The sequence below is a fragment of the Bradyrhizobium sp. F1.13.3 genome, assembly GCF_040548265.1.
In the GTDB taxonomy this organism is placed as follows: Bacteria; Pseudomonadota; Alphaproteobacteria; order Rhizobiales; family Xanthobacteraceae; genus Bradyrhizobium.
The window spans coordinates 1,016,757-1,036,230 of record NZ_JBEPRI010000001.1 but is presented as its reverse complement, the minus strand read 5'-3'; the positions used below and the strand labels follow the sequence as shown (position 1 = coordinate 1,036,230).

Here is a 19,474-nt window from a genome sequence, read left to right as displayed (position 1 = left end):
AGCTCCGACGAGACGAGCGCTACCAGCAAACCCCGCCGCCCGAAGGGGTCAAAATTGGACGCCGATGAGGGGTCAAATTTGCAAGCCGATTGACAGACAGGCTGACCCGACATCCCAACGTGGACTAACCAGACACCATGATAACTTAAGCACCTGAAAACTAAGAATAATTTGCCGCAACCTCAGCAAATCCCAGCGTCACGTTCCGCTTAAGAAGAGAAGAGCTCACTACGTTCCCTCGTTCAGTCACTTCGTTCCTTCTCTCACTCACTACGTTCGCCAGCGCGGGGCGCTACAAGAAGTGAATGTCTCCGGGAATGATATCTGACCCGCATGGAGTCGAGCGACAAGGCCGGATTAGCTACACGCCGTCAACAACCGCCGGGTGCAAGCCGTGTTACCTTTGGGCGCGTATGCGGACGGCCCCGCCCCGAGCTACCCACTCTGGAGCACACGCCCCGATCGAGGAGCAAGCAAATACCCAGGGGGGACTAGATGTAAGTCAATCCTGACTTATTCAATCAGGTCGAAACCTGCAGGGCGGTGCTGAAACTCTGATGGTTGTCAATTTCTCCGTGGCGGGTCTTCTCAAATCCAGATGCCCTCATCTGGTCGGGAGCCGCGGATGCGAACCACGCAGGACCTAAACTTCAAAGTCACTCCGGATTTTCATTGGCGATTTAAGAATGCAGCTAGTCAGCTTGGGATTCCTATGACCGAGCTGTTAGACGACTGCTTCGAAGCCTTCCTCTCACAGCCGTGTCATCTGTTCCTTCGGAATGGTCTTGATAATTTGGCAAGGGCCAGGAAACGGAGCGACGTCGAGACGGCAGAACCGTAAGCGGGCCCAACACGTGCAAGGCATGAAGTGACCAAGCGCCGCACATCTCCCCGATTGAGCGGCCGCCCGCGACGGAAGAGCTCGTCGCGCGAGGAACCATCGCGGCGACGGTCATGCGAAAGTCCTCGGTTAGGCGGGTCCCGACGCAACCATCGACGACAACAAGCCTGGCCTCGGGCGAGCCCAGCGGAGCGAGCGTCGGACGCCGCAGCACCCAGGTCCGCGGGCACCGCTCGTGGCACTATCATGCTCCATGATGCCCCAAGCGGCCCGATGCTCCTCGATCGCCACGAATGATGTCAGGGCGATGATCGTTGGGCAATGAGCCCGTGCCAATCGGCGGTCGGCATTCCTTCCTAATCTCCATCCATTCAGCGCAGCCCAGGATAGTCGATCGATTCTATCATAGTCACTCGCTGTGCGAGAACCATTGGCTTGATGATGCCGTACTTGCCAGTCATCGTTGCCCTAGTGTGACCAAACAACGGCGCAAACTCCTCGTCAGAGTAACCGGCTCTGCGAAAGGCATCCGCAGCGGTGTGCCGAAATGAATGGAAGTTGAGATCACGCCCCGTCTTGATCCCGATCGCACGAAGATAGCTTCCGAAAAATTTAGATGGCTCGCCGGAAAAATAACCCCGAGTGTCGGGCTTTATATCGAATAGCTGCCTCCTATTAAATGCGACTGCGCGAGCATGATACTTATCGAAGCCTAGCTGTATTAACCTACTGTGGACAGGCACGACTCGCTGAGACCCGCCAGTCTTGGTTCGCTTTGCATCTGATCCCTCAGTAGTTACGTGAAAGATCCATTGGCCGTGCTCTTGTCGAACATCGCTCACCAGCAGCTGAGCCAACTCGCCAAGGCGAGCGCCACTGTAAAGCGCTAACCAGGGTAACCAATATCGCCAATCGCGGATCTCTCGACCACCTTTGACGTGTTCAGAACCATCACCTTCGCATCTCCGAAACAGGGGAGACGAAAAGATGGCATCTAGTTTGCGTTGATCGAATGGGAACACCTGCTTCTTGCTGCGGTCGAGCTCCAGAAACATCCCTGTCATCACGTGCTCGTCCAGATAGCCGTTTGACAGCAGCCAGGAGGAAAACCCGCCAAGCCCCGCTAGGTATTTGTTTATCGTCTTCGGCGAGATTACAGGCTTACCGACTTTCTTGTTATGCGCGATCACTTCTGAGAAGCTCAGGCCGCGGAAAGCGCTGGTATCTGCGACCCGGCGCGGCCATTTGAACAACTCTGCCTTCCAGGCTCGTACCGTCTTCCGGTTCAGTTGAGAGATATGCGCGTTGCCGCCAACAAATTGATCAAACAGAAGAACGATTTTCCTGTTTTGGTCCCATCCATCGGGCGAGACACGCCCCGGCGCTTCGCGAGAAAACCGATCGAACAGTTCAATAATTCCTTCCCCGGGCGGGTGAGCACTAACCTTGGAAGGCTGAACAAGCTTGTCCTTCGGCTCCCCCGACCAGTCGCCAGCATCACGTTCTGACGCCCTGTTTAACGCTTCGATCTCTGCACGCTGAACACCGTTCGCAAACTTTCGGTACTCCGGACTGCTTGGATCAATGTTCAACCGTCGTTCTTCTGCGATCTGAAGGAGGGCCGCTGCGACACTCCGCGTTTCGCCGCGCGCAACTTCAGCCTTCGTCTCAGCGAGGCGAACCGCCCGGTCCCGTTGGTCCTCAGAAAACAGATTCTGCAAAGCTTCGAGCTGCCAGAACGAGTCGCGATCCCACACGTCGCCGAACTCGGACTCGATCTGGTTCCAATGTCGTCTGATATCATCGTCGGTGGGCAACGAGAGACGGAATTTCTCGTCTGCCGTAATCAATTGGACATACCGCTTCCAGATTGCGCCTTGAAGCTCCTCCTGCGTGAGCGGCTTTGGTTGTCGCAGCTCTTGGAATTCACGCTCCCATTGCTCGATGATCGGCCGGCCTAACAGCCTAGCCTTTGCAGGATCGCTGGTGTTGAGCGATTGCCACCGCTCCCGCCTCGGCTTGTCTGGCGTCCCGAGCCGCGTTTGCAGATCCTTGGGGATGGGCACCCGCACATAGAAGTTGCGGCTGCCTTGGCGTTTCACGATATAGCTGGGCAAGCTCATGCATAGGGAACTGATGGAGGATTCGAAGCATCTTCGTAACAGTCGCTGGTAACATTTGCTACCCACCCGAACTCAAAAATCCTGATATTTTGCAGTTACTTGACATATTTCAACAACTTCTAACGACCGGAAAAGCTCGTAACAAAGCATCCTAGTTCCCCAGCCACTCCGGGTAACCAGCTCACAATCAGACCGTCAGAGGTTGCGCTCTCTTGGAGCGGTACCGCTAAATCACGATGCGATCGAAGTCGGCGGCAATTCGCGTGTTCGGAAAAATCATCGTCGCTTCGGCCAAAATCTCTTCGTCCCGATAGCGCCCCGACATGTGATTGAGCACGAGTTGTCCGACGTTGTTCGCGGCGGCAAATGAAGCCGCCTCGCGCGCGGTGAGATGGCCATAGTCCCGTGCGGTCGCGGCGTCACGATCGAGGAAGGTCGCCTCGATCACCAGTAGATCGGCGTCGGCCACACGTTTGCACAGCCCGTCGGTGGTTTCGGTGTCGCCGATCACCACGAGCTTCCTGCCGCCGCTCGGCGGCCCCAGCACGTCTTCCGGATCGATCGTGCGGCCGGCGATCACGACTGGTCGCCCCGCAGCCAATTCTCCGCGCAGCGGCCCATCGGGAACGCCGAGTTCGGCGAGGCGCTCCCGCTCAAGATGGCGACGTGCGGGACTCTGGAAGCAAAAACCAAAGCTGTCGGTGTCGCGGTGGCGGACCGGAAAGCAATCGACGGTGAAGTCGCCGGCGTCGATAACCAGTCCTTCGATCAGCGGCGCGAACTCCACAGGGATCGGCGCCCTGCCCGCGCCCCACAGGCCGGCAAGCATGCGGATGACGACGTCGAGCGTACCCTTCCCTCCATGGAGGGTCATCACGTCCGATTGCTGGCGCAACCCCAGCGTCGAGAAGAGACCGGGGATGCCGAGCACATGATCGAGATGGGCATGCGTCAGCAGAATGCGGTCAAGCCGCCGAAAGCCCGCACCGCTGCGCAGCAACTGGCGCTGCGTGCCCTCGCCGCAATCGATGAGGACGCGCTTGCCCGCTGCCTCCACCAGGAGAGCCGGATGGTTGCGCTCCGCCGACGGAACGCTGGCCGAAGTCCCAAGGAATGTCAGGGCGAACATGCTCGTCAGTGTCCAAGCTTCACCGCCCCCAATGCCACGTGAGCAGCAGCGCGTACAGAGCCCATCGATCCCGCATAGAGTGCGGCAAGAAATGCGTATCCCGCGATCTGGCGGCCAGCCGCCGCCTTCGGCCCCCGATCGGCGGACAGATCTGGTTCCCGTTGCGCGACCTCCTCATCCCATCTGCCAAATTGCATGCTCGATACTCGGATCGATTTGCAGCCGAGCGACATCGACGCGGCGATGCAAGACAATGGAGATCGTGATGCCGCCCGGATTGACCGCCACTGACTGGGACTACGGCTCGATCAGCACATTGCTGAGCGCCCTGCACGCGCGCAAGCTTTCTGCGTCCGAGTTGATCGAGCATACGATCGCGCGCATCGAGGCGCTGGACGGGCGGATCAATGCCGTCATCGTTCGCGATTTCGATCGCGCAAGAGACGCCGCGCGCGCCGCCGATGCCGCGCTTGGCCGCGGCGAGCGGCAGCCATTGCTCGGCATCCCCGTGACGTTGAAAGAACCGTTCAACGTCGCCGGCATGCCGACAACATGGGGCTTTCCGCATTTCAGGGATTTCCAACCGGCGGAGGACGCCCTTGTCGTCTCGCGGTTAAAGGCGGCGGGCGCTGTCATCATCGGCAAGACCAACATCCCGATCGGTCTGCGGGATTTTCAGAGCTACAATGAGATCTACGGAACGACAAACAATCCGTGGGATCTCGGCCGATCGCCCGGCGGCTCCTCAGGCGGATCGGGCGCGGCGCTGGCCGCGGGGTTCGGTCCGCTCTCGATCGGCTCGGATATCGGGGGCTCGATCCGGGTGCCCGCGCATTTCTGCGGTGTGTTCGGACACAAGCCGAGCCTCGGCCAGGTCCCGCTGCGCGGATACAGCCTGCCGCCGGCGCCGCCCGTGCCTGGCCAGGGCGATCTGGCCGTCGTCGGGCCGATGACGCGCACCGCCCCGGACCTTGCGCTCGCGCTCGACGTGATCGCCGGCCCCGACGAGACACGCGACGGGATTGGCTATCGTCTCGCGTTGCCGGCCCCGCGACACGACCAGCTCAGGGATTTCAGGATCCTCGTGATCGATACGCATCCGTTGATGCCGACAGGCGATGCCGTGCGTTCCGCCATCGGGCGGTTGGCGGAACGGCTCGAACGATCAGGTGCGCGGGTCGCGCGCTCAAGTGCGTCGCTGCCCGATCTCGCCGAATCCGCGCGGCTCTACATGAAGCTGCTGAACGCGGCGCGAAGTCCACGCCTGACACCGGCCGCGCTCGCAGAGGCGCAAGGAGTTGCCGCGGCACTCTCGCCCGACGACCGCAGCCTGCAGGCCGAGCGCGCGCGGGGCTGGGCGATGGTCCATCGTGAATGGCTGGCGACCGATGCGGCGCGCCTGCAGCTGCAGCAACGATGGCAGGAGCTATTCCGCGATTTCGACGCAGTGATCTACCCGGCCGCCGCCGTGCCGGCCTTTCCACAGGACCAGTCCGAGCCGTTCGACGCGCGGCAACTGGATATCGATGGACAGCTCTATCCCTATGCCGATGCGTGCTTCATCTGGGCAGACCCCGCTTCGACCTGCGGATTGCCTGCGACCGCCGTTCCGATCGAGCGCACGCCATCGGGTCTGCCAATTGGCGTCCAGATCATTGGGCCTTATCTCGAGGACCGCACCACGATTGCGCTCGCCGGACTGATGGAACTCGAGTTCGGCGGCTTCGTCCCGCCGCCGTCGTTGGCTGCCAAGTAATGGCGAGCTGATCGAGGGCGATTAAGTTCTGTTGGCCGACTGCGCTTCGACCGCCTGCACGGCGACACTCGCGACCTGCTGCAACGCTTCGCGGTCGGAGCCCGAAGACGCCATCACGCCCATACCGACGGATACCGCTGAGACATAGCGTGCGAGTGACGCGGGATCGGCGCTCTCCTTGAGATCGCCTTCGGCCTTTGCGCGAATGAAGCGATCGCGGAGCTGATCTTCGTTCTCGGCGCGGCGGGCGGCGAGTTCAAAAGGGACGCTCTCTGATCCGGTGCCGCACGCAATGCCGCCCTGCACGAGCAGGCAGCCGGGCGGGTTGGCCGGATCGGTTTGCTTGTCGGCGATGCCCATCAGCATCCGCTCGGCGACGTCGCGGGCCGTGGGCGCGGCCACCACCTCGTCCATCCAGACGTTGCGCAGTTTGGTATAGCGGTCGAGCGCGGCCTTCAGCAGCCCTTCCTTGTTGCCGAAACAGGCATAGAGGCTGGGCGGATTGATCCCCATGGCCTCGGTCAACTGAGCGATCGTGGCACCCTCATAGCCATGGCGCCAAAACACTTCCATCGCCTGGTCCAACGCCGCTTCGGCGTCGAATTCGCGGGGGCGTCCCATGCCCATGTACCTGTTCTCCTCGAAACCGACGTCGTCCCTCAGCCTAACGCCTGATCCTATCTATTTGTTCTCGCTTTATTTTCTCTTCCGCTTGCCAACGCTTGCGGTAAGGGGCTACAATTTCTTAGTGAATGGTACATAAGTATCTTGCGCTGCGGTATCCAGCTCCACATCTGTAGTGAACACTACATATCTGGAACGCGCAAATGCATCCCTCCCAAAATACTGCCCAAAATGCTCGCCGCACCGGCCGTTTCCGCCGCCTCCTTGGCGGCGTGGCCATCGTGGGCGCCCTCGCCGTGGTCGGCACAGTCGCGACCGGCCACTACTTTCGAGCCGCCCAGGCGACCGCGACGGCCGCCGCGGCCGAGCAAGCCGTCCCTGTCACGGTCGCGCTGATCGAACCAAAGCAGACCGTGCTGTGGGACGACTTCTCCGGCCGGCTGGAAGCCATCAACCGCGTCGAGCTTCGTCCGCGCGTCGCGGGTGCGATCCTTGCGACCAACTTCACCGAAGGCGCGCTGGTGAAGGCCGGCGACGTCCTGTTCAAGATCGACCCGGCGCCCTACGTGGCCGAGGTCGACAAGGCCGCGGCCCAGCTCGAAGCTGCGAAAGCGCGCGTCGTGTTCACGCAGAATGAGCTCGAGCGCGGCGCGCAACTGGTCGGCAACGCCGTGGTCACACGGCGCGACTACGACCAGCGCGACAACGCCAACCGCGAGGCCATCGCCAACGTGAAGGCGGCCGAGGCGACGCTCCAGACCGCAAAGCTCAATCTCGATTACACCGAGGTGCGTGCGCCCGTGGACGGCCGCGTTGGCAAGATCGAAATCACCGTCGGCAATCTCGTCGCCGCCGGCACCGCCTCTCCGGTGCTGACTTCGCTGGTCTCGGTCAACCCGATCTATGCGTCATTCGATGCGGATGAAGAGCTGATGGTGCGGGCGTTGAACTCGATTTCCGAGGTCTCCGGCAAGCGCGGCAATCTCGATCAGATCCCGGTCGCGATGGCGACCTCCGGCGGCCTCTCGGCAAAGGGCCACATCCAGCTCATCGACAACCAGGTCAACGGCCAGAGCGGCACCATCCGTGTCCGCGCGGTGTTCGATAACGAGGACGGGCGTCTCATTCCCGGCCAGTTCGCCCGTGTGCGCATGGGCCAGCCCAAGCAGCAGTCGCTGGTCATGATCGACGAGCGCGCGATCGGAACCGATCAGGACAAGAAGTTCGTGATGGCAGTCGGCGACGACAGCCGTGCGGTCTATCGGCCGATCACGCTCGGCGGTTCGGTCGACGGGTTGCGTATCGTGACGGCGGGGTTGAAGACCGGCGACCGCATCATCGTCAACGGCCTCCAGCGCGTGCGCCCGGGTGCCCTGCTCAAGACGGAGATCGCGGCAATGGGCGCGCGCGGGCCGCAGCAGGCATCCAACCACAGCAATCAGGACGTCGTGCAGCGTTAGCGTCTCCGCCATGCCGGACTGCGCGGGCAGCGCGAGCCGGAATGTGGAAATCGTTGAACTACCTAGACATCACTTCTGGATTCCGGGTTCGCGGGCTTTGTCCGTGCCCCGGAATGACGGGAGAGTCGTCTCTCGCGCAGGGGCAAGGCCATGAATCTCTCGAAATTCTTCATCGATCGTCCGATTTTCGCCGGCGTCCTGTCGGTCCTGATCTTTCTCGCCGGCCTGATCTCGCTGTTCGCGATGCCGATCTCGGAATATCCCGACGTCGTGCCGCCCTCGGTGGTGGTGCGCGCGACCTATCCCGGCGCCAATCCCAAGGTGATCGCGGAAACGGTGGCGACGCCGATCGAGGAGCAGATCAACGGCGTCGAAAACATGCTGTACATGTCGAGCCAGGCGACCACCGACGGTGCGATGACGCTGACGGTGACATTCCGGCTCGGCACCGATCCTGACAAGGCGACGCAGCTGGTGCAGAACCGTGTGCAGCAGGCCGAGCCACGCCTGCCCGCCGTGGTGCGTCAGCTCGGCATCATCACCAAGAAGTCTTCGCCCGACCTCACCATGGTCGTGCATCTGCTGTCGCCGAACAACCGCTACGACATGACCTATTTGCGCAACTACGCCGTGCTCAACGTCAAGGACCGGCTGGCGCGGATCGACGGCGTCGGCGACGTCCAGCTCTATGGCGCCGGCGACTATTCGATGCGGGTGTGGGTCGATCCGCAAAAGGCCGCCGAGCACGGCCTCACCGCAAGCGATATCGTCAAGTCGATCCAGGCGCAGAACGTCGAGGCCGCCGCCGGCGTGGTCGGCTCCTCCCCGAACGTCAAGGGCATCGACCTGCAGCTGTCCGTCAACGCCGAGGGACGGCTTGCGAACGAGGAGCAGTTCGGCGACATCGTGGTCAAGACCGGCACGCGTGGCGAGGTGGTGCGGCTACGCGACGTCGCACGCATCGAGCTCGGCGCCTCCCAATACGGCCTGCGTTCGCTGCTCGACAACAAGCAGGCGGTGGCGATCCCGATTTTCCAGGCGCCCGGCTCCAATGCGCTCGAGATTTCCGACCACGTTCGCGCCACCATGGCCGAGATCAAGAAGAACATGCCGGAAGGCGTGTCCTACCAGATCGTCTACGACCCGACCCAATTCGTCCGCTCGTCGATCGAGGCTGTGATCCATACGCTGCTGGAGGCGATCGCGCTGGTGGTGCTGGTGGTGATCCTGTTCCTCCAGACCTGGCGCGCCTCGATCATTCCGTTGCTCGCGGTGCCCGTGTCGATCGTCGGCACCTTCGCGGTGATGCACGTCTTCGGCTTCTCCATCAACGCGCTCAGCCTGTTCGGCCTGGTGCTTGCGATCGGCATCGTGGTCGACGACGCCATCGTCGTGGTCGAGAATGTCGAACGCAACATCGAGGGCGGGCTGTCGCCGCGCGACGCCACCTACCAGGCGATGCGCGAGGTGTCGGGGCCGATCATCGCGATTGCGATGGTGCTGATCGCGGTGTTCGTGCCACTCGCCTTCATCTCCGGCCTTACCGGGCAATTCTACAAGCAGTTCGCGCTGACGATCGCGATCTCGACCGTGATCTCGGCCGTCAACTCGCTGACGCTATCGCCGGCGCTGTCGGCCCTGCTGCTCAAGGGACACAACGAGCCGAAGGACCGGCTGACGATCATCATGGAAAAGGGCCTCGGCTGGTTCTTCCGCGGCTTCAACAAGGTGTTCACACGCTCGTCGGAGAATTACAGCGGCACCGTCACCAAGGTGATCTCGGGCAAGGCGGCCGTGATGGGCCTCTATGTGGTCCTGGTCGGTCTTACCGCCTTCCTGTTCCAGCAAGTCCCGAGCGGCTTCGTACCGGGTCAGGACAAGCAATATCTGGTCGGGTTCTCGCGACTGCCTGATGGAGCAACGCTGGACCGCACCGAAGACGTGATCCGCAAGATGAGCGACATCGCCCTGACCCAGCCCGGCGTTGAGAGCTCGGTAGCATTCCCGGGCCTGTCGATCTCGGGCTTCACCAACTCCTCCAACGCCGGCATCGTGTTCTCGACGCTGAAGCCGTTCGACGAGCGCAAGGGCCCCGCACTGAGCGGGAATGCCATCGCGGCCGACCTCAACAAGAAATACTCCGGGATTCAGGAGGCCTTCATCGCCATGTTCCCGCCGCCGCCGGTCAACGGTCTCGGCACCATCGGCGGCTTCAAGCTGCAGATCGAGGATCGCGCCGGTCTCGGTTATGAAGCGCTGAACGAGGCGACGAATGCGTTCATGGCGGCGATGCAGAAGGCACCGGAGATCGCCGGCGTGTTCTCGAGCTTCCAGGTCAACGTGCCCCAGCTCTTTGCCGACATCGACCGCACCAAGGCGCTTCAGCTCGGCGTCCCCGTGACCGAGGTGTTCAACACGCTCCAGATCTATCTCGGCTCCTACTACGTCAACGACTTCAACAAGTTTGGCCGCACCTACTCCGTCTACGTGCAGGCCGACGCGCCGTTCCGCGCGCGTGCCGACGACATCAGGCAGTTGAAGGTGCGCTCGTCCTCCGGCGACATGGTGCCGCTGTCGGCGTTGCTCACGATCCGCCAGAGCGCGGGCCCCGAGCGCGCGATCCGCTACAACGGCTTCCTGTCATCCGACATCAACGCGGCGGCTGCGCCCGGCTTTTCCTCCGGCCAGGCACAGGAGGTGGCGACGCGGATCGCGGCGGAGACATTGCCGCCCGGCTTCGCCTTCGAATGGACCGACCTGACCTATCAGGAGTTCATCGCCGGCAATTCCGGCCTCTGGGTGTTCCCGCTGGCGATCCTGCTGGTGTTTTTGGTGCTGGCCGCCCTCTATGAAAGCCTGACCTTGCCGCTCTCGATCCTCATGATCGTGCCGATGGGTCTGCTGGCTGCGATGTTCGGCGTCTGGATCTCCAAGGGCGACAACAACGTCTTCACCCAGATCGGCTTGATCGTGCTGGTGGGACTCTCGGCCAAGAACGCGATCCTGATCGTCGAATTCGCGCGCGAGCTCGAATTCGCAGGCCGCGCGCCGATCCGGGCCGCGATCGAGGCGAGCCGGCTGCGGTTGCGCCCGATCCTGATGACGTCGATGGCGTTCATCATGGGCGTCTTGCCGCTGGTGCTGTCCACCGGCGCCGGCTCGGAGATGCGGCGCGCGATGGGCGTCGCCGTGTTCTCCGGCATGATCGGCGTCACCATATTCGGCCTGTTCCTGACGCCAGTGTTCTATGTGCTGCTGCGGACCGTCACCGGCATGAAGCCGCTGACGCATCACGGCAGCGACACCAGCGCGGCGCCGGTGCAAACCGTCGGGCATTAGATCAGGGAAATCCCCGACAGCAACAACAAAACGAGCACGGTCTTGCGAAAGACCGTCTCGTTGACCCTGTGGAAGGCGATCACGCCGAGCGCGGAGCCTGCGAACAACGCCGGCAGGCTGACTGCGAGATCGATGAAGACTTTTGACGACAGATCCTGATGTCCGACCAGCAGCGCGATCGCGAACAGCTGCATCGCGGCGATGAACGGCTGCACCAGGCCGCGCTGCTCGCTCTTCGGCATGCCGCGCATGTCGCACCAGATCGTCGGGATCGCGCCGGGCATCGCCGTCAGCCCGCCGACCAGTCCTCCCCCGAACCCGATCAACGCGACCCAGTGCCGCCCGACCGCCTCGCCGGCCGTCACCAGCGTCGGCCGCAGCAGCATATAGGCCGCATAGAGGGCAACGATGATGCCGAAGCCGCGCCGGAGCAGATGCGTATCGATACTCTGGAGCAGAGATACCGCGATGGGAACTCCGATCAAGCCACCGACAATCAACAGCAAACTGCCTTCCCAGCGAATATTGCGCCGAAGTGCCCAAAGATTGGTGGCCTGCACGCCGATGCTGCACGCCATCATCAGCGGCACGGCTTCCAGCGGCTGAAACACCCGGAGCAGAATGGCGCCCGCCACTGCCGAGAAGGCAAATCCCGAGAGCCCGGAGACGAAGGCGCCGGCGAACACGGCAACGCTGAGCAGCATCAGAGTCGTGACATCAGGCACAATCCGCCCTCCGGTCAATCGTAGGGAATTTGCGAGACGGGGACCTCGGCGCTCTCCGTGCAAAGCGCCGGCCCGAGTGGAACCGACGGAATTGCGTAAGCATGAGATCGCTCCAGCATCGTGAGGCCGACCAGTTGGAGCACGACGAGCGCTGCGGTCACCGCGATTGCGACGATGCTGACATTACGCACGCTCGAATTTGGGGTGGCCGGTCGTGCGCTCCCGCGGATCAACTCCGTTGGCATTTTCTAAAGTATCCTCTTCACCGGAGACGGGAATAATTTCATTCAAACACGGCGCGTCGTGCGGCTGGTCCAGCAGGTGGCGATAGCGCCGCAACACACGCTGCGAGTCGATTTCCCGCTGCGCGCGGAGTGCCGCGCCAATGCGGGCCACGATGTCGCGGAACCTGCCTGCCGAAACCGGTGACGCCGTTCGCATGACAATCTCCTCTCAACCTGTACGACAGATTGACGGAATTCACTTCCGCTCGCAGTGAGTTGCTTCACACAAATGTCTGATAGGTCGAACAACAGATCGTGTGACGTCTAGTAGAAGACAACGCGGAGAATCGCGTCATTCGATTGAACGACGTGCGATAACTTTCTAATGATGCTTCTGATTGAACCTATTGCGAGCTGCAGCGACTCGCGTGCGTTTTTGAACGCGTCTCAGTGCACAAGCGGATTGGAGAATCCAGCTGCGAGCTTGACGAGATCCGCTTGACGAGAAACGCCGGTCTTGGCGAACACGCGATGCAGATGCGTCTTCACCGTCGTCTCCGCGATGCCGAGCGCAACCGCCGTCTCCGGCACACCGCCGACATCGACAATCGATTGCAAGACCCTCAGTTCCGCAGGCGTGAGTTCGAAGGTGCGGTCAATGAGACCGGCACTGGAGCGCCCGTCGAGTTCCGCTTTCCAGATGAACAAGGCTCCGACGGCCGAACTACGCTCCGCCGCACCGTCGCGCAGCAGCGATGGCAGCGCGATGACATGCGCGACGTAGTAGGAACCGTCATGCGACATCAGCGAAATTTTCCGCCCCGAAGATGCAGCCAACGCGACCTCGCCTGCGTCATGGAAAATATCGCGCAGGGCCGCATTTGCAGCGGAGGAGCTTGCCACCAACCGGCCCGAGACAGATCGCAGGACATCCTCGACGGCCAGGATCGTCTCCGCGGCCGGATTGCTGTGGACGATATGACAGGTCGAATCGAGCAGGATGACACCGGCATTCAGTCGGTCCACGACGTCGGCGAGCGCGATCGCGCGCTGCTGCTTCCGCTCGATAGCCCGGTTGATCAACAGCGCCCGGCTCGCATGCGGAGCCAGAAACTGCATTCGCGCCCGCTGCTCGGCGTCGAGCATCTCCCTGCCCGGGATCACGGTCAGCAGCATCGGACAGGGCGACTTCGACTGCTCCAGCACCACATTGGCGACGTCGACGCAACCTTGGGGGCGCAGCCATTCCTGGTAGAATCGGCCGCGGCGATATTCGTCGAAATCCACGAGATCGGGGATGTTGCGCACCTCGCCATAGCGCGGAAGCCGAGCAAGCGGGTCGTACCGGGAGTAGGTCTCCGCATAGAGCTGAATGTAGTGCGGATCGACCCCGCAATAATAATGCGTCGCGCCTGATTTGCTGACCGGGTCCTTCGAAATCAGACCACAGGCTTGGCTGCCGATGAAGGCATTGAGCTTGACGACGACCTCACTCCACAACTCCGGGCGGAGACCCGCGTCATAGATAGTCTCGATCAACTCGGACGGTTTTGGAAGTCGGGGCATCGGAAGAGCCAGTAGTGACACATGGAGGTGGCGACATGTTCTTCATGCCCGGCGGCTCCTGTGAGTCTGGCGAGGGAGCGAAAGGTTCAATCCCGAGGGCACAATCAGCCGCCTAGTTGATCAGCGGATTGGAGAATCCTGCCGCGAGCTTGACGAGATCGGCCTGACGCGAAACGCCCGTCTTGGCGAACACGCGATGCAGATGCGTCTTCGCCGTCGTTTCTGCGATACCGAGCGCGACCGCCGTCTCCGGGACGCCGCCAACCTCGACGATCGACAGGAACACGCGCAGCTCGGCCGGTGTAAGGTCGAAGGTCCGCGCGATCAATTCGCCGTAGGACTGTCCGCCGAGCGATACCTTGCGCAGGAGCAGCGCACCGATGGCGTCAACCACCCGCTCGCCGCCGCCCCGCAGGACGGACGACAGCGGCAGGATATGCGCGACGTAGCGCTCGCCCGAGGGCGAAAGCAGCGAAAACGCCTGCCCCTTTGCGGCAAGCAGGGCAATTTCATTGCGGGTCGCGAACCCTTCCCGCAGCGTCTGATTGGCCTCCGCGCTGCTGGTCACCAATTGCCCCGCAACGGACCGAACCAGATCGTCTGCCGCAAGCAGGTCGTGCCCCGCGGAATTCGCGTGCACCACCCGGCAGAAGCCATCGAGCAGGAAGATGCCGCAGGCAAGATTGTCCAGGACCTCCGCCAGTGCCGTCGCGAGCGTCAGTTGCGAGGTCATGGCGCGGTTGATCAGCAATGCGCGGCTGGCGTGCGGGACGATCAGCGAGAGACGGTGCTTCATCACCGGATCCACCATCCGGCGGCCCGACAGCACCGTCATCATCACGGGGCAGCTCGCATTCGAATTCTCGAGCACGACGTTGGCCGCATCGCTGCAACCCTGCGGCCGCATCCATTCCTGGTAAAAGCGTCCTCGCCGATATTCATCGAAATTGACGAGATCCGGAATGCTGACGATCTGGCCGTGCGGCGGCAGGACCGTCAGGGGATCGAATTTCGAATGCGTCTCGGAATAGAGTTGGATGTAGTGCGGGTCCGCCCCGCAATAATAGTGCGTGACGCCGAATTTGCTGATCGAGTCCTTGGAAAACAGCCCGCAGGCCTGGCCGCCGACGAAGTCGCGGATGCCCGTGACGACGTTATTCCACAGCGAGGGATCGAGCCCGGCATCGTAGATGGCCTCGACCAGGTCGGGCAGTTTCCGCGGTCCGTGCATGGCTATAAATGGCCTGGGTGATCAATATCACCAAACATACCACAACCACAGCATGCGGCATCCTCCGATCGGAGGAGGCGCCGGCCAGGCAACGAACGGATATCCGCTTCGGGGGCTACTGATGCAGAGTCGCGATACCGCACCTGGAGGCTCACATCTCGTCCCAGCCGACCTTCTCCACATTCTCAGACCAGACCGCGGCGCGATAGATCTCGCGCCCGTCGGTGTCTCTGACCCGGATGCAGGCATCGCGGCCGCGCAAATCGTCGCGCCAGACGAACAGGTGGCTTGCCATCTCGTTGGCCACCACGAATGTCGCTTCGGGGCATTCGAACACCATGCCACCCGGATCGATCTTCACGATATTGCCGAGCATAAGATCAAAGAAAAAACGGCGCATGCAACACTCCAACTGCGGGCGGTGCACGCCCGTGCCGTCTCCAATCGGCATTTGACCTGAAATTCAATCGCGCGGGGTCACGACATCTCGCGGCTCCTGACGTCACTGGGCGTGGCGCCATAAGTCCGCCGGAAGCAGCGGTTGAAGTATGACAGATCGCCGAAGCCGACATCGTAGGCGATCGAGCTGACCGTCCGCTCGGCGTACCCGGGTTCACGCAACATGCGATGGGCCCGCTTGACGCGTTGTTCGATCAGGAACGACGAGAACGTCTTGCCGTCGGCCTCGAACAGGCGCTGGAGATAACGTGGCGTCACGCCGAGCTCCTGGGCGACCGTGGCCACCGACAGATCCTGCCGCCAGCAATTGTTGGCGATGGAAACTTTGGCCTTCTGCAACCGTGCCGCCTTGACGCCGCGCCGCCCGGCCAGCTCCCGCGGCTCATTGGTGGCACCGAGGACGATCGCCAGAAGATCGTGCAGATGCCCGACCCCGAGCTGCCGCAAATTGGGCATCGCGAACGCCTTCTCCCGCACCAGCGTCACCGCGTAGTCGACCAGCAATCGAAGTCCCGTTGAGCTCTCCGGCATGACACGCATCACGGCGTCATCGACATCCACGATCATCGGCGCCAGCACGCGTCTCGGCACGCGCAGCGAGAAGCAGCTGCCGAGCGACAATCGCTCGAACGTCGTGACGTCCTCCGCGCTCGTCAAGACCGCCTCTCCTGCACGAAGGCTCAGATCGTGTCCCCTTTCGGATATCCCAAGCACGCCCGATCGATTCACGATCAGGGCCAGGCTGTCGTCGCCATCGGCAACCAGGTGCTTGGTGCGAATGACGCGCGCTCCGCACAATCCTCCGATCAGCAATTGAGCTTCCGGCAGGACGTGGGACGTGAAGCTCGCCGCAGCCGGCTTTCCTTCCTTGGCCTCGACCTCCGCCTTCAACACCCCGCGGCAGTAGAAATCGCGAAGCAGCGGGATACGCTCGTTTTCGGGAATTTCATTCGTTGAAACATTGAGAACGGAAAAATCAAACTGGCTCACTGCAATCCTCCAACCGACGAGCAGGTCCGGCCACGCGCTGTCGTTTCCTCACACTCGCGTTCGATGCCATCGCGGCATCTCCTCACGGCGCTCGCTGCTCTTCACTTTTCTGCAACGCGATATACGAAAGTATCAAACGACTCGCGTCCTGCATTCGGAGGACACGGGAGCTCGGCTCATCACAATGGATTGAGATCACGGCAGATACCGGCAAACCAGGTGAAATGGATCACACGACGTCGTCACTACCGTTCGTTCGACGCGCGAATGGAACGGCAAAGCCGGCGGCGATCTTGACCAGGTCGGCCTGCCTGCCAGCGCCGGTCTTCTCGAACAGGCGGCCGAGATGCGTCTTCACTGTCGTTTCGGCGATGCCGAGCTTTGCCGCAATGTCTGGAACGCCGCCAATCTCGATAATGGCCATCAAAACGCGCAATTCGGACGGTGTCAGTTTGAATGCCGCAGCGATCGCATCGGCTGCGAGCCATGTCGCCGCCGATGCCTTCTGAACGAAGAGCACCGTGGCTGCAGCATCTCGCGATGGAGTGCGATCGCGCTTCAGGGGAAAAGCGTGGAGCAGATAGTGCTGCCCATCGACTGATGTCGCAAGCTCGATCCGACGGCGGGCAGCGGAACGAGTTTCGCTGCCTGAATCTGTTTCGCACAGACCGCGGAATATTTTGTCGGTCTGGGTGTTGCGGCCCACGATCCGGTCGCCGACCATGGCGAGCAGGCTCGCATCGGCGAACAGCTCGCGGCATGCTGCGTTGGCATGCACGACCCGGCCGTCTGCGTCGAGCAGGCAGATCGCCGTGCTCAGTCTATCCAGGACTTCGGCAAGGTCGTCCACGGTATGCGAGCGTGCCCTGATCTGCCGGCCCATGATCCTGGAGCGCTGGAGGTGCGGAGCAAGCAGCCGCATGCGCTCACGCATCGGCTCGTCAACGATACCGCGCGAGCGGTGGCGCAACACCTGCAGGATCGTGGCGCGCGTGTCCGACTTCTCAAGCGCAACGGTTGCAAGGTCTATCGCTCCTTGCGGTTCCACCCACTCGCGATAGAAGCTCGTTGCCAGGAAATCGGCCTGAGGCATGATGTCGGCTACGCCGATCGTCTGCTCCGCCGCGAGCGTGAGATGACGATCGAGCAGAGGGTCCAGCTCCACATATCGGTCGCGATAAAGCTGGCGGAAGCGGGATTCGGTGCCGAAATGCTCGTGGATCTCGATCGAGAGCTTGGCTCTGTCCCTGGACAGGATGGTCGCGGCGCATCCGCCGACGAAATGCGAAACCTGTTCCAGCACCCCGTTGCGCAGCGCGGGATCGACCGCCGCGTCGTAGATCTCGCCGACGAGGGACGAGAATCGATTTGCGTGGAGGATTGTCATCGGCCGGACGACGCAATCTGCGTATGGCTCGCCCGCGCGAGATAGATGGCGATCCGGGGACTGGCGAAGGAGACGGACCGGTCAATCGCCGCCTTCGACGCGGAGAAAACGTTGCAACGAAATGCTGGAATATCGAACATCGTCCTTGCGTAACGTCAACCGCAGGATGCGGCTTGGACGTTTTCGCCAAAGACTAGGATATATGCGAACAGCGCGCCGACTGTGTGCGATCAGTCACGCGTGCGATGCGTCAGACGCCGTGCGCGCTGCAAAATCCTGCGGCCACCGATCCCGCCGGCGTCGCATCCGGCGCCGGCAATTTACTTGCGATTCTCCTCGCAGAATTTCAGCGCCGCCAGCGCTTCACCGGCACGCGGCACCTGCATCTCGATGCTGTCGTCGTCATCGTCTTCGAAATCGAGCGAGAGACGCTTGGCCTTGGACAGCCGGTCCATCATGGACTGATCGTATTCGAAGATGCCGCGAACGGTGGTCTTGTCCATGACCTCCCACTTCGCCTTCTTCATGATATCGGCGTCATCGGTGCCGACATCGGCCCGGAGGATCTCGCCGACCTTGTCCCACTCCCAACCGTCATAGATCATCACGATCACGATCGCCTTCTCGGAATGGGTGATGACGATGACGTAGTCCCGGTTCTCGTCTTGCTTGTCCTTGTAGCCGCGGCTCGCATTGCAATGTGCGTCCTGCGTGCGCTTCTCGATGGTCCAGTCGCCGACCTTGGATTGTTGCGCCTGCACCGGCCTTGCGGTCAAAGCGGCTGCGCTCAAGGCGCCGGCCAGCAACCCGACAGCGAGAAGAGATCGTTTCATGTCAGCCTCCAGCGTGTTCCCCGGACCGAGATGACCACCTCTGCCGGCGGCTCGCAAGGGCTTCCCCCGGTTTGCGTAGGACGCCGACCTCGCCCTACTCCCGCCGCGGCACGATCGCGATCGGGGTGAAGGTGTAAACCTCCTCGCCGTTCTGGTTGAACATCGTCCATTTCACCAGCGCGATGCCCTGCGGCTTCGACTTCGACGGCGTCAGGCTCATGACCTCCCCGACCAGATGCAGGCGGTCATCGGGCCGTACCGGGATGGTCCAGCGCAGCCCGTCGACGCCGGCACCGATCAGCGGATGCGGGCCGAAGGGGCGGGTCTGGATCGCGAGGCTCATGGCAATCGCGGCGGTGTGCCATCCCGAGGCAGCGAGACCCCTGAACAGCGTCTGCTTGGCGGCTTCGTGGTCGAGATGCATCGGCTGTGGGTCGAACTCTGCCGCGAACCGCTTGATGTCGGCCTCGGTGACGTGAACTTCAGGGGATTTGAACTGCATTCCAATGGTGAGATCGTCGAACCACTCGACCCGCGCCATGATTTCGCCTCGCAATGTGATGCGCCGCCTCGCGCTAACAGAATTGAGCAAGAGCGGGATGTAGCGGCTCCGCAGCGCACAAACCAGCCCGGGGGTTCCCCAAGAAACCCGTTTCCAGATGCGACGAAACACGCCTGAAACAGATGGCCGGTTATCTGGTTGTCAAAATCATACAGGGACGGCCACCATGCAATTCTTCCTCGACCTAATCTGGGATTACTCCTGCTGTCAGCACCTCGTTGCCCT

16 protein-coding genes are annotated in these 19,474 nt (G+C 61.9%); 3 read left to right on the top strand and 13 right to left on the bottom strand.

Annotated elements, in window-relative coordinates:
* Positions 1 to 1,212: 1,212 nt before the first annotated feature.
* Positions 1,213 to 2,964, bottom strand: coding sequence for a DUF6538 domain-containing protein (locus ABIB66_RS04725; protein ID WP_354254214.1), 1,752 nt, complete (start codon positions 2,962 to 2,964; stop codon positions 1,213 to 1,215).
* A gap of 226 nt (positions 2,965 to 3,190) precedes the next feature.
* Positions 3,191 to 4,093, bottom strand: coding sequence for a ribonuclease Z (gene rnz, locus ABIB66_RS04720; protein ID WP_275167360.1), 903 nt, complete (start codon positions 4,091 to 4,093; stop codon positions 3,191 to 3,193).
* A 265-nt stretch (positions 4,094 to 4,358) separates the two neighbouring features.
* On the opposite strand from rnz, the gene ABIB66_RS04715 reads away from it, so the two are divergent.
* The gene (locus ABIB66_RS04715) at positions 4,359 to 5,849 is read left to right on the top strand and encodes an amidase (RefSeq protein ID WP_354254212.1); all 1,491 of its coding nucleotides are present in this window, start codon (positions 4,359 to 4,361) and stop codon (positions 5,847 to 5,849) included.
* A gap of 21 nt (positions 5,850 to 5,870) precedes the next feature.
* On the opposite strand, the gene ABIB66_RS04710 is transcribed toward ABIB66_RS04715, so the two are convergent.
* A complete protein-coding gene (locus ABIB66_RS04710; RefSeq protein ID WP_354204193.1) occupies positions 5,871 to 6,476 on the bottom strand; it encodes a TetR/AcrR family transcriptional regulator in 606 nt (201 codons plus the stop codon).
* Between the two features lie 200 nt (positions 6,477 to 6,676).
* Between ABIB66_RS04710 and ABIB66_RS04705 the strand changes: the two genes are divergently transcribed.
* Positions 6,677 to 7,933, top strand: a complete 1,257-nt coding sequence (locus ABIB66_RS04705) for an efflux RND transporter periplasmic adaptor subunit (protein ID WP_354254210.1) — start codon at positions 6,677 to 6,679, stop codon at positions 7,931 to 7,933.
* Positions 7,934 to 8,083: 150 nt separating this feature from the next.
* Positions 8,084 to 11,272: an efflux RND transporter permease subunit gene (locus tag ABIB66_RS04700; protein WP_354204197.1), complete on the top strand. Its 3,189-nt coding sequence runs from the start codon at positions 8,084 to 8,086 to the stop codon at positions 11,270 to 11,272.
* Here the strand turns inward: ABIB66_RS04700 and ABIB66_RS04695 are convergent.
* The 10 genes from ABIB66_RS04695 to ABIB66_RS04650 all read right to left on the bottom strand — a co-directional run bounded on the left by ABIB66_RS04695 (position 11,269) and on the right by ABIB66_RS04650 (position 19,228).
* Positions 11,269 to 11,997, bottom strand: coding sequence for a sulfite exporter TauE/SafE family protein (locus tag ABIB66_RS04695; RefSeq protein WP_354204199.1), 729 nt, complete (start codon positions 11,995 to 11,997; stop codon positions 11,269 to 11,271). The two genes, ABIB66_RS04700 and ABIB66_RS04695, sit on opposite strands and share 4 nt — an antisense overlap.
* Positions 11,998 to 12,011: 14 nt before the next feature.
* Complete coding sequence (locus ABIB66_RS04690) at positions 12,012 to 12,188, bottom strand: hypothetical protein (protein WP_354204201.1); 177 nt, start codon at positions 12,186 to 12,188, stop codon at positions 12,012 to 12,014.
* A complete protein-coding gene (locus ABIB66_RS04685; RefSeq protein WP_354204203.1) occupies positions 12,181 to 12,438 on the bottom strand; it encodes a hypothetical protein in 258 nt (85 codons plus the stop codon). The genes ABIB66_RS04690 and ABIB66_RS04685 overlap by 8 nt, the downstream gene beginning before the upstream one ends.
* Positions 12,439 to 12,668: 230 nt before the next feature.
* Positions 12,669 to 13,787 carry a helix-turn-helix transcriptional regulator gene (locus ABIB66_RS04680; RefSeq protein ID WP_354254208.1) on the bottom strand — a complete coding sequence of 373 codons (1,119 nt, stop codon included), beginning with the start codon at positions 13,785 to 13,787 and terminating at the stop codon, positions 12,669 to 12,671.
* A gap of 112 nt (positions 13,788 to 13,899) precedes the next feature.
* The gene (locus tag ABIB66_RS04675; RefSeq protein ID WP_354254206.1) at positions 13,900 to 15,018 is read right to left on the bottom strand and encodes a helix-turn-helix transcriptional regulator; all 1,119 of its coding nucleotides are present in this window, start codon (positions 15,016 to 15,018) and stop codon (positions 13,900 to 13,902) included.
* Positions 15,019 to 15,169: 151 nt separating this feature from the next.
* Complete coding sequence (locus ABIB66_RS04670) at positions 15,170 to 15,418, bottom strand: DUF6894 family protein (protein ID WP_007608973.1); 249 nt, start codon at positions 15,416 to 15,418, stop codon at positions 15,170 to 15,172.
* Positions 15,419 to 15,495: 77 nt separating this feature from the next.
* Positions 15,496 to 16,467, bottom strand: coding sequence for a helix-turn-helix transcriptional regulator (locus ABIB66_RS04665; protein ID WP_354204209.1), 972 nt, complete (start codon positions 16,465 to 16,467; stop codon positions 15,496 to 15,498).
* Between the two features lie 229 nt (positions 16,468 to 16,696).
* The gene (locus tag ABIB66_RS04660) at positions 16,697 to 17,854 is read right to left on the bottom strand and encodes a helix-turn-helix transcriptional regulator (protein ID WP_354254204.1); all 1,158 of its coding nucleotides are present in this window, start codon (positions 17,852 to 17,854) and stop codon (positions 16,697 to 16,699) included.
* A gap of 320 nt (positions 17,855 to 18,174) precedes the next feature.
* Positions 18,175 to 18,687, bottom strand: a complete 513-nt coding sequence (locus ABIB66_RS04655) for a hypothetical protein (RefSeq protein WP_354204213.1) — start codon at positions 18,685 to 18,687, stop codon at positions 18,175 to 18,177.
* A gap of 94 nt (positions 18,688 to 18,781) precedes the next feature.
* Entirely contained in the window at positions 18,782 to 19,228 is a 447-nt protein-coding gene (locus ABIB66_RS04650) for a MaoC family dehydratase (protein WP_354204215.1), read from the bottom strand.
* Between the last annotated feature and the right edge of the window lie 246 nt (positions 19,229 to 19,474).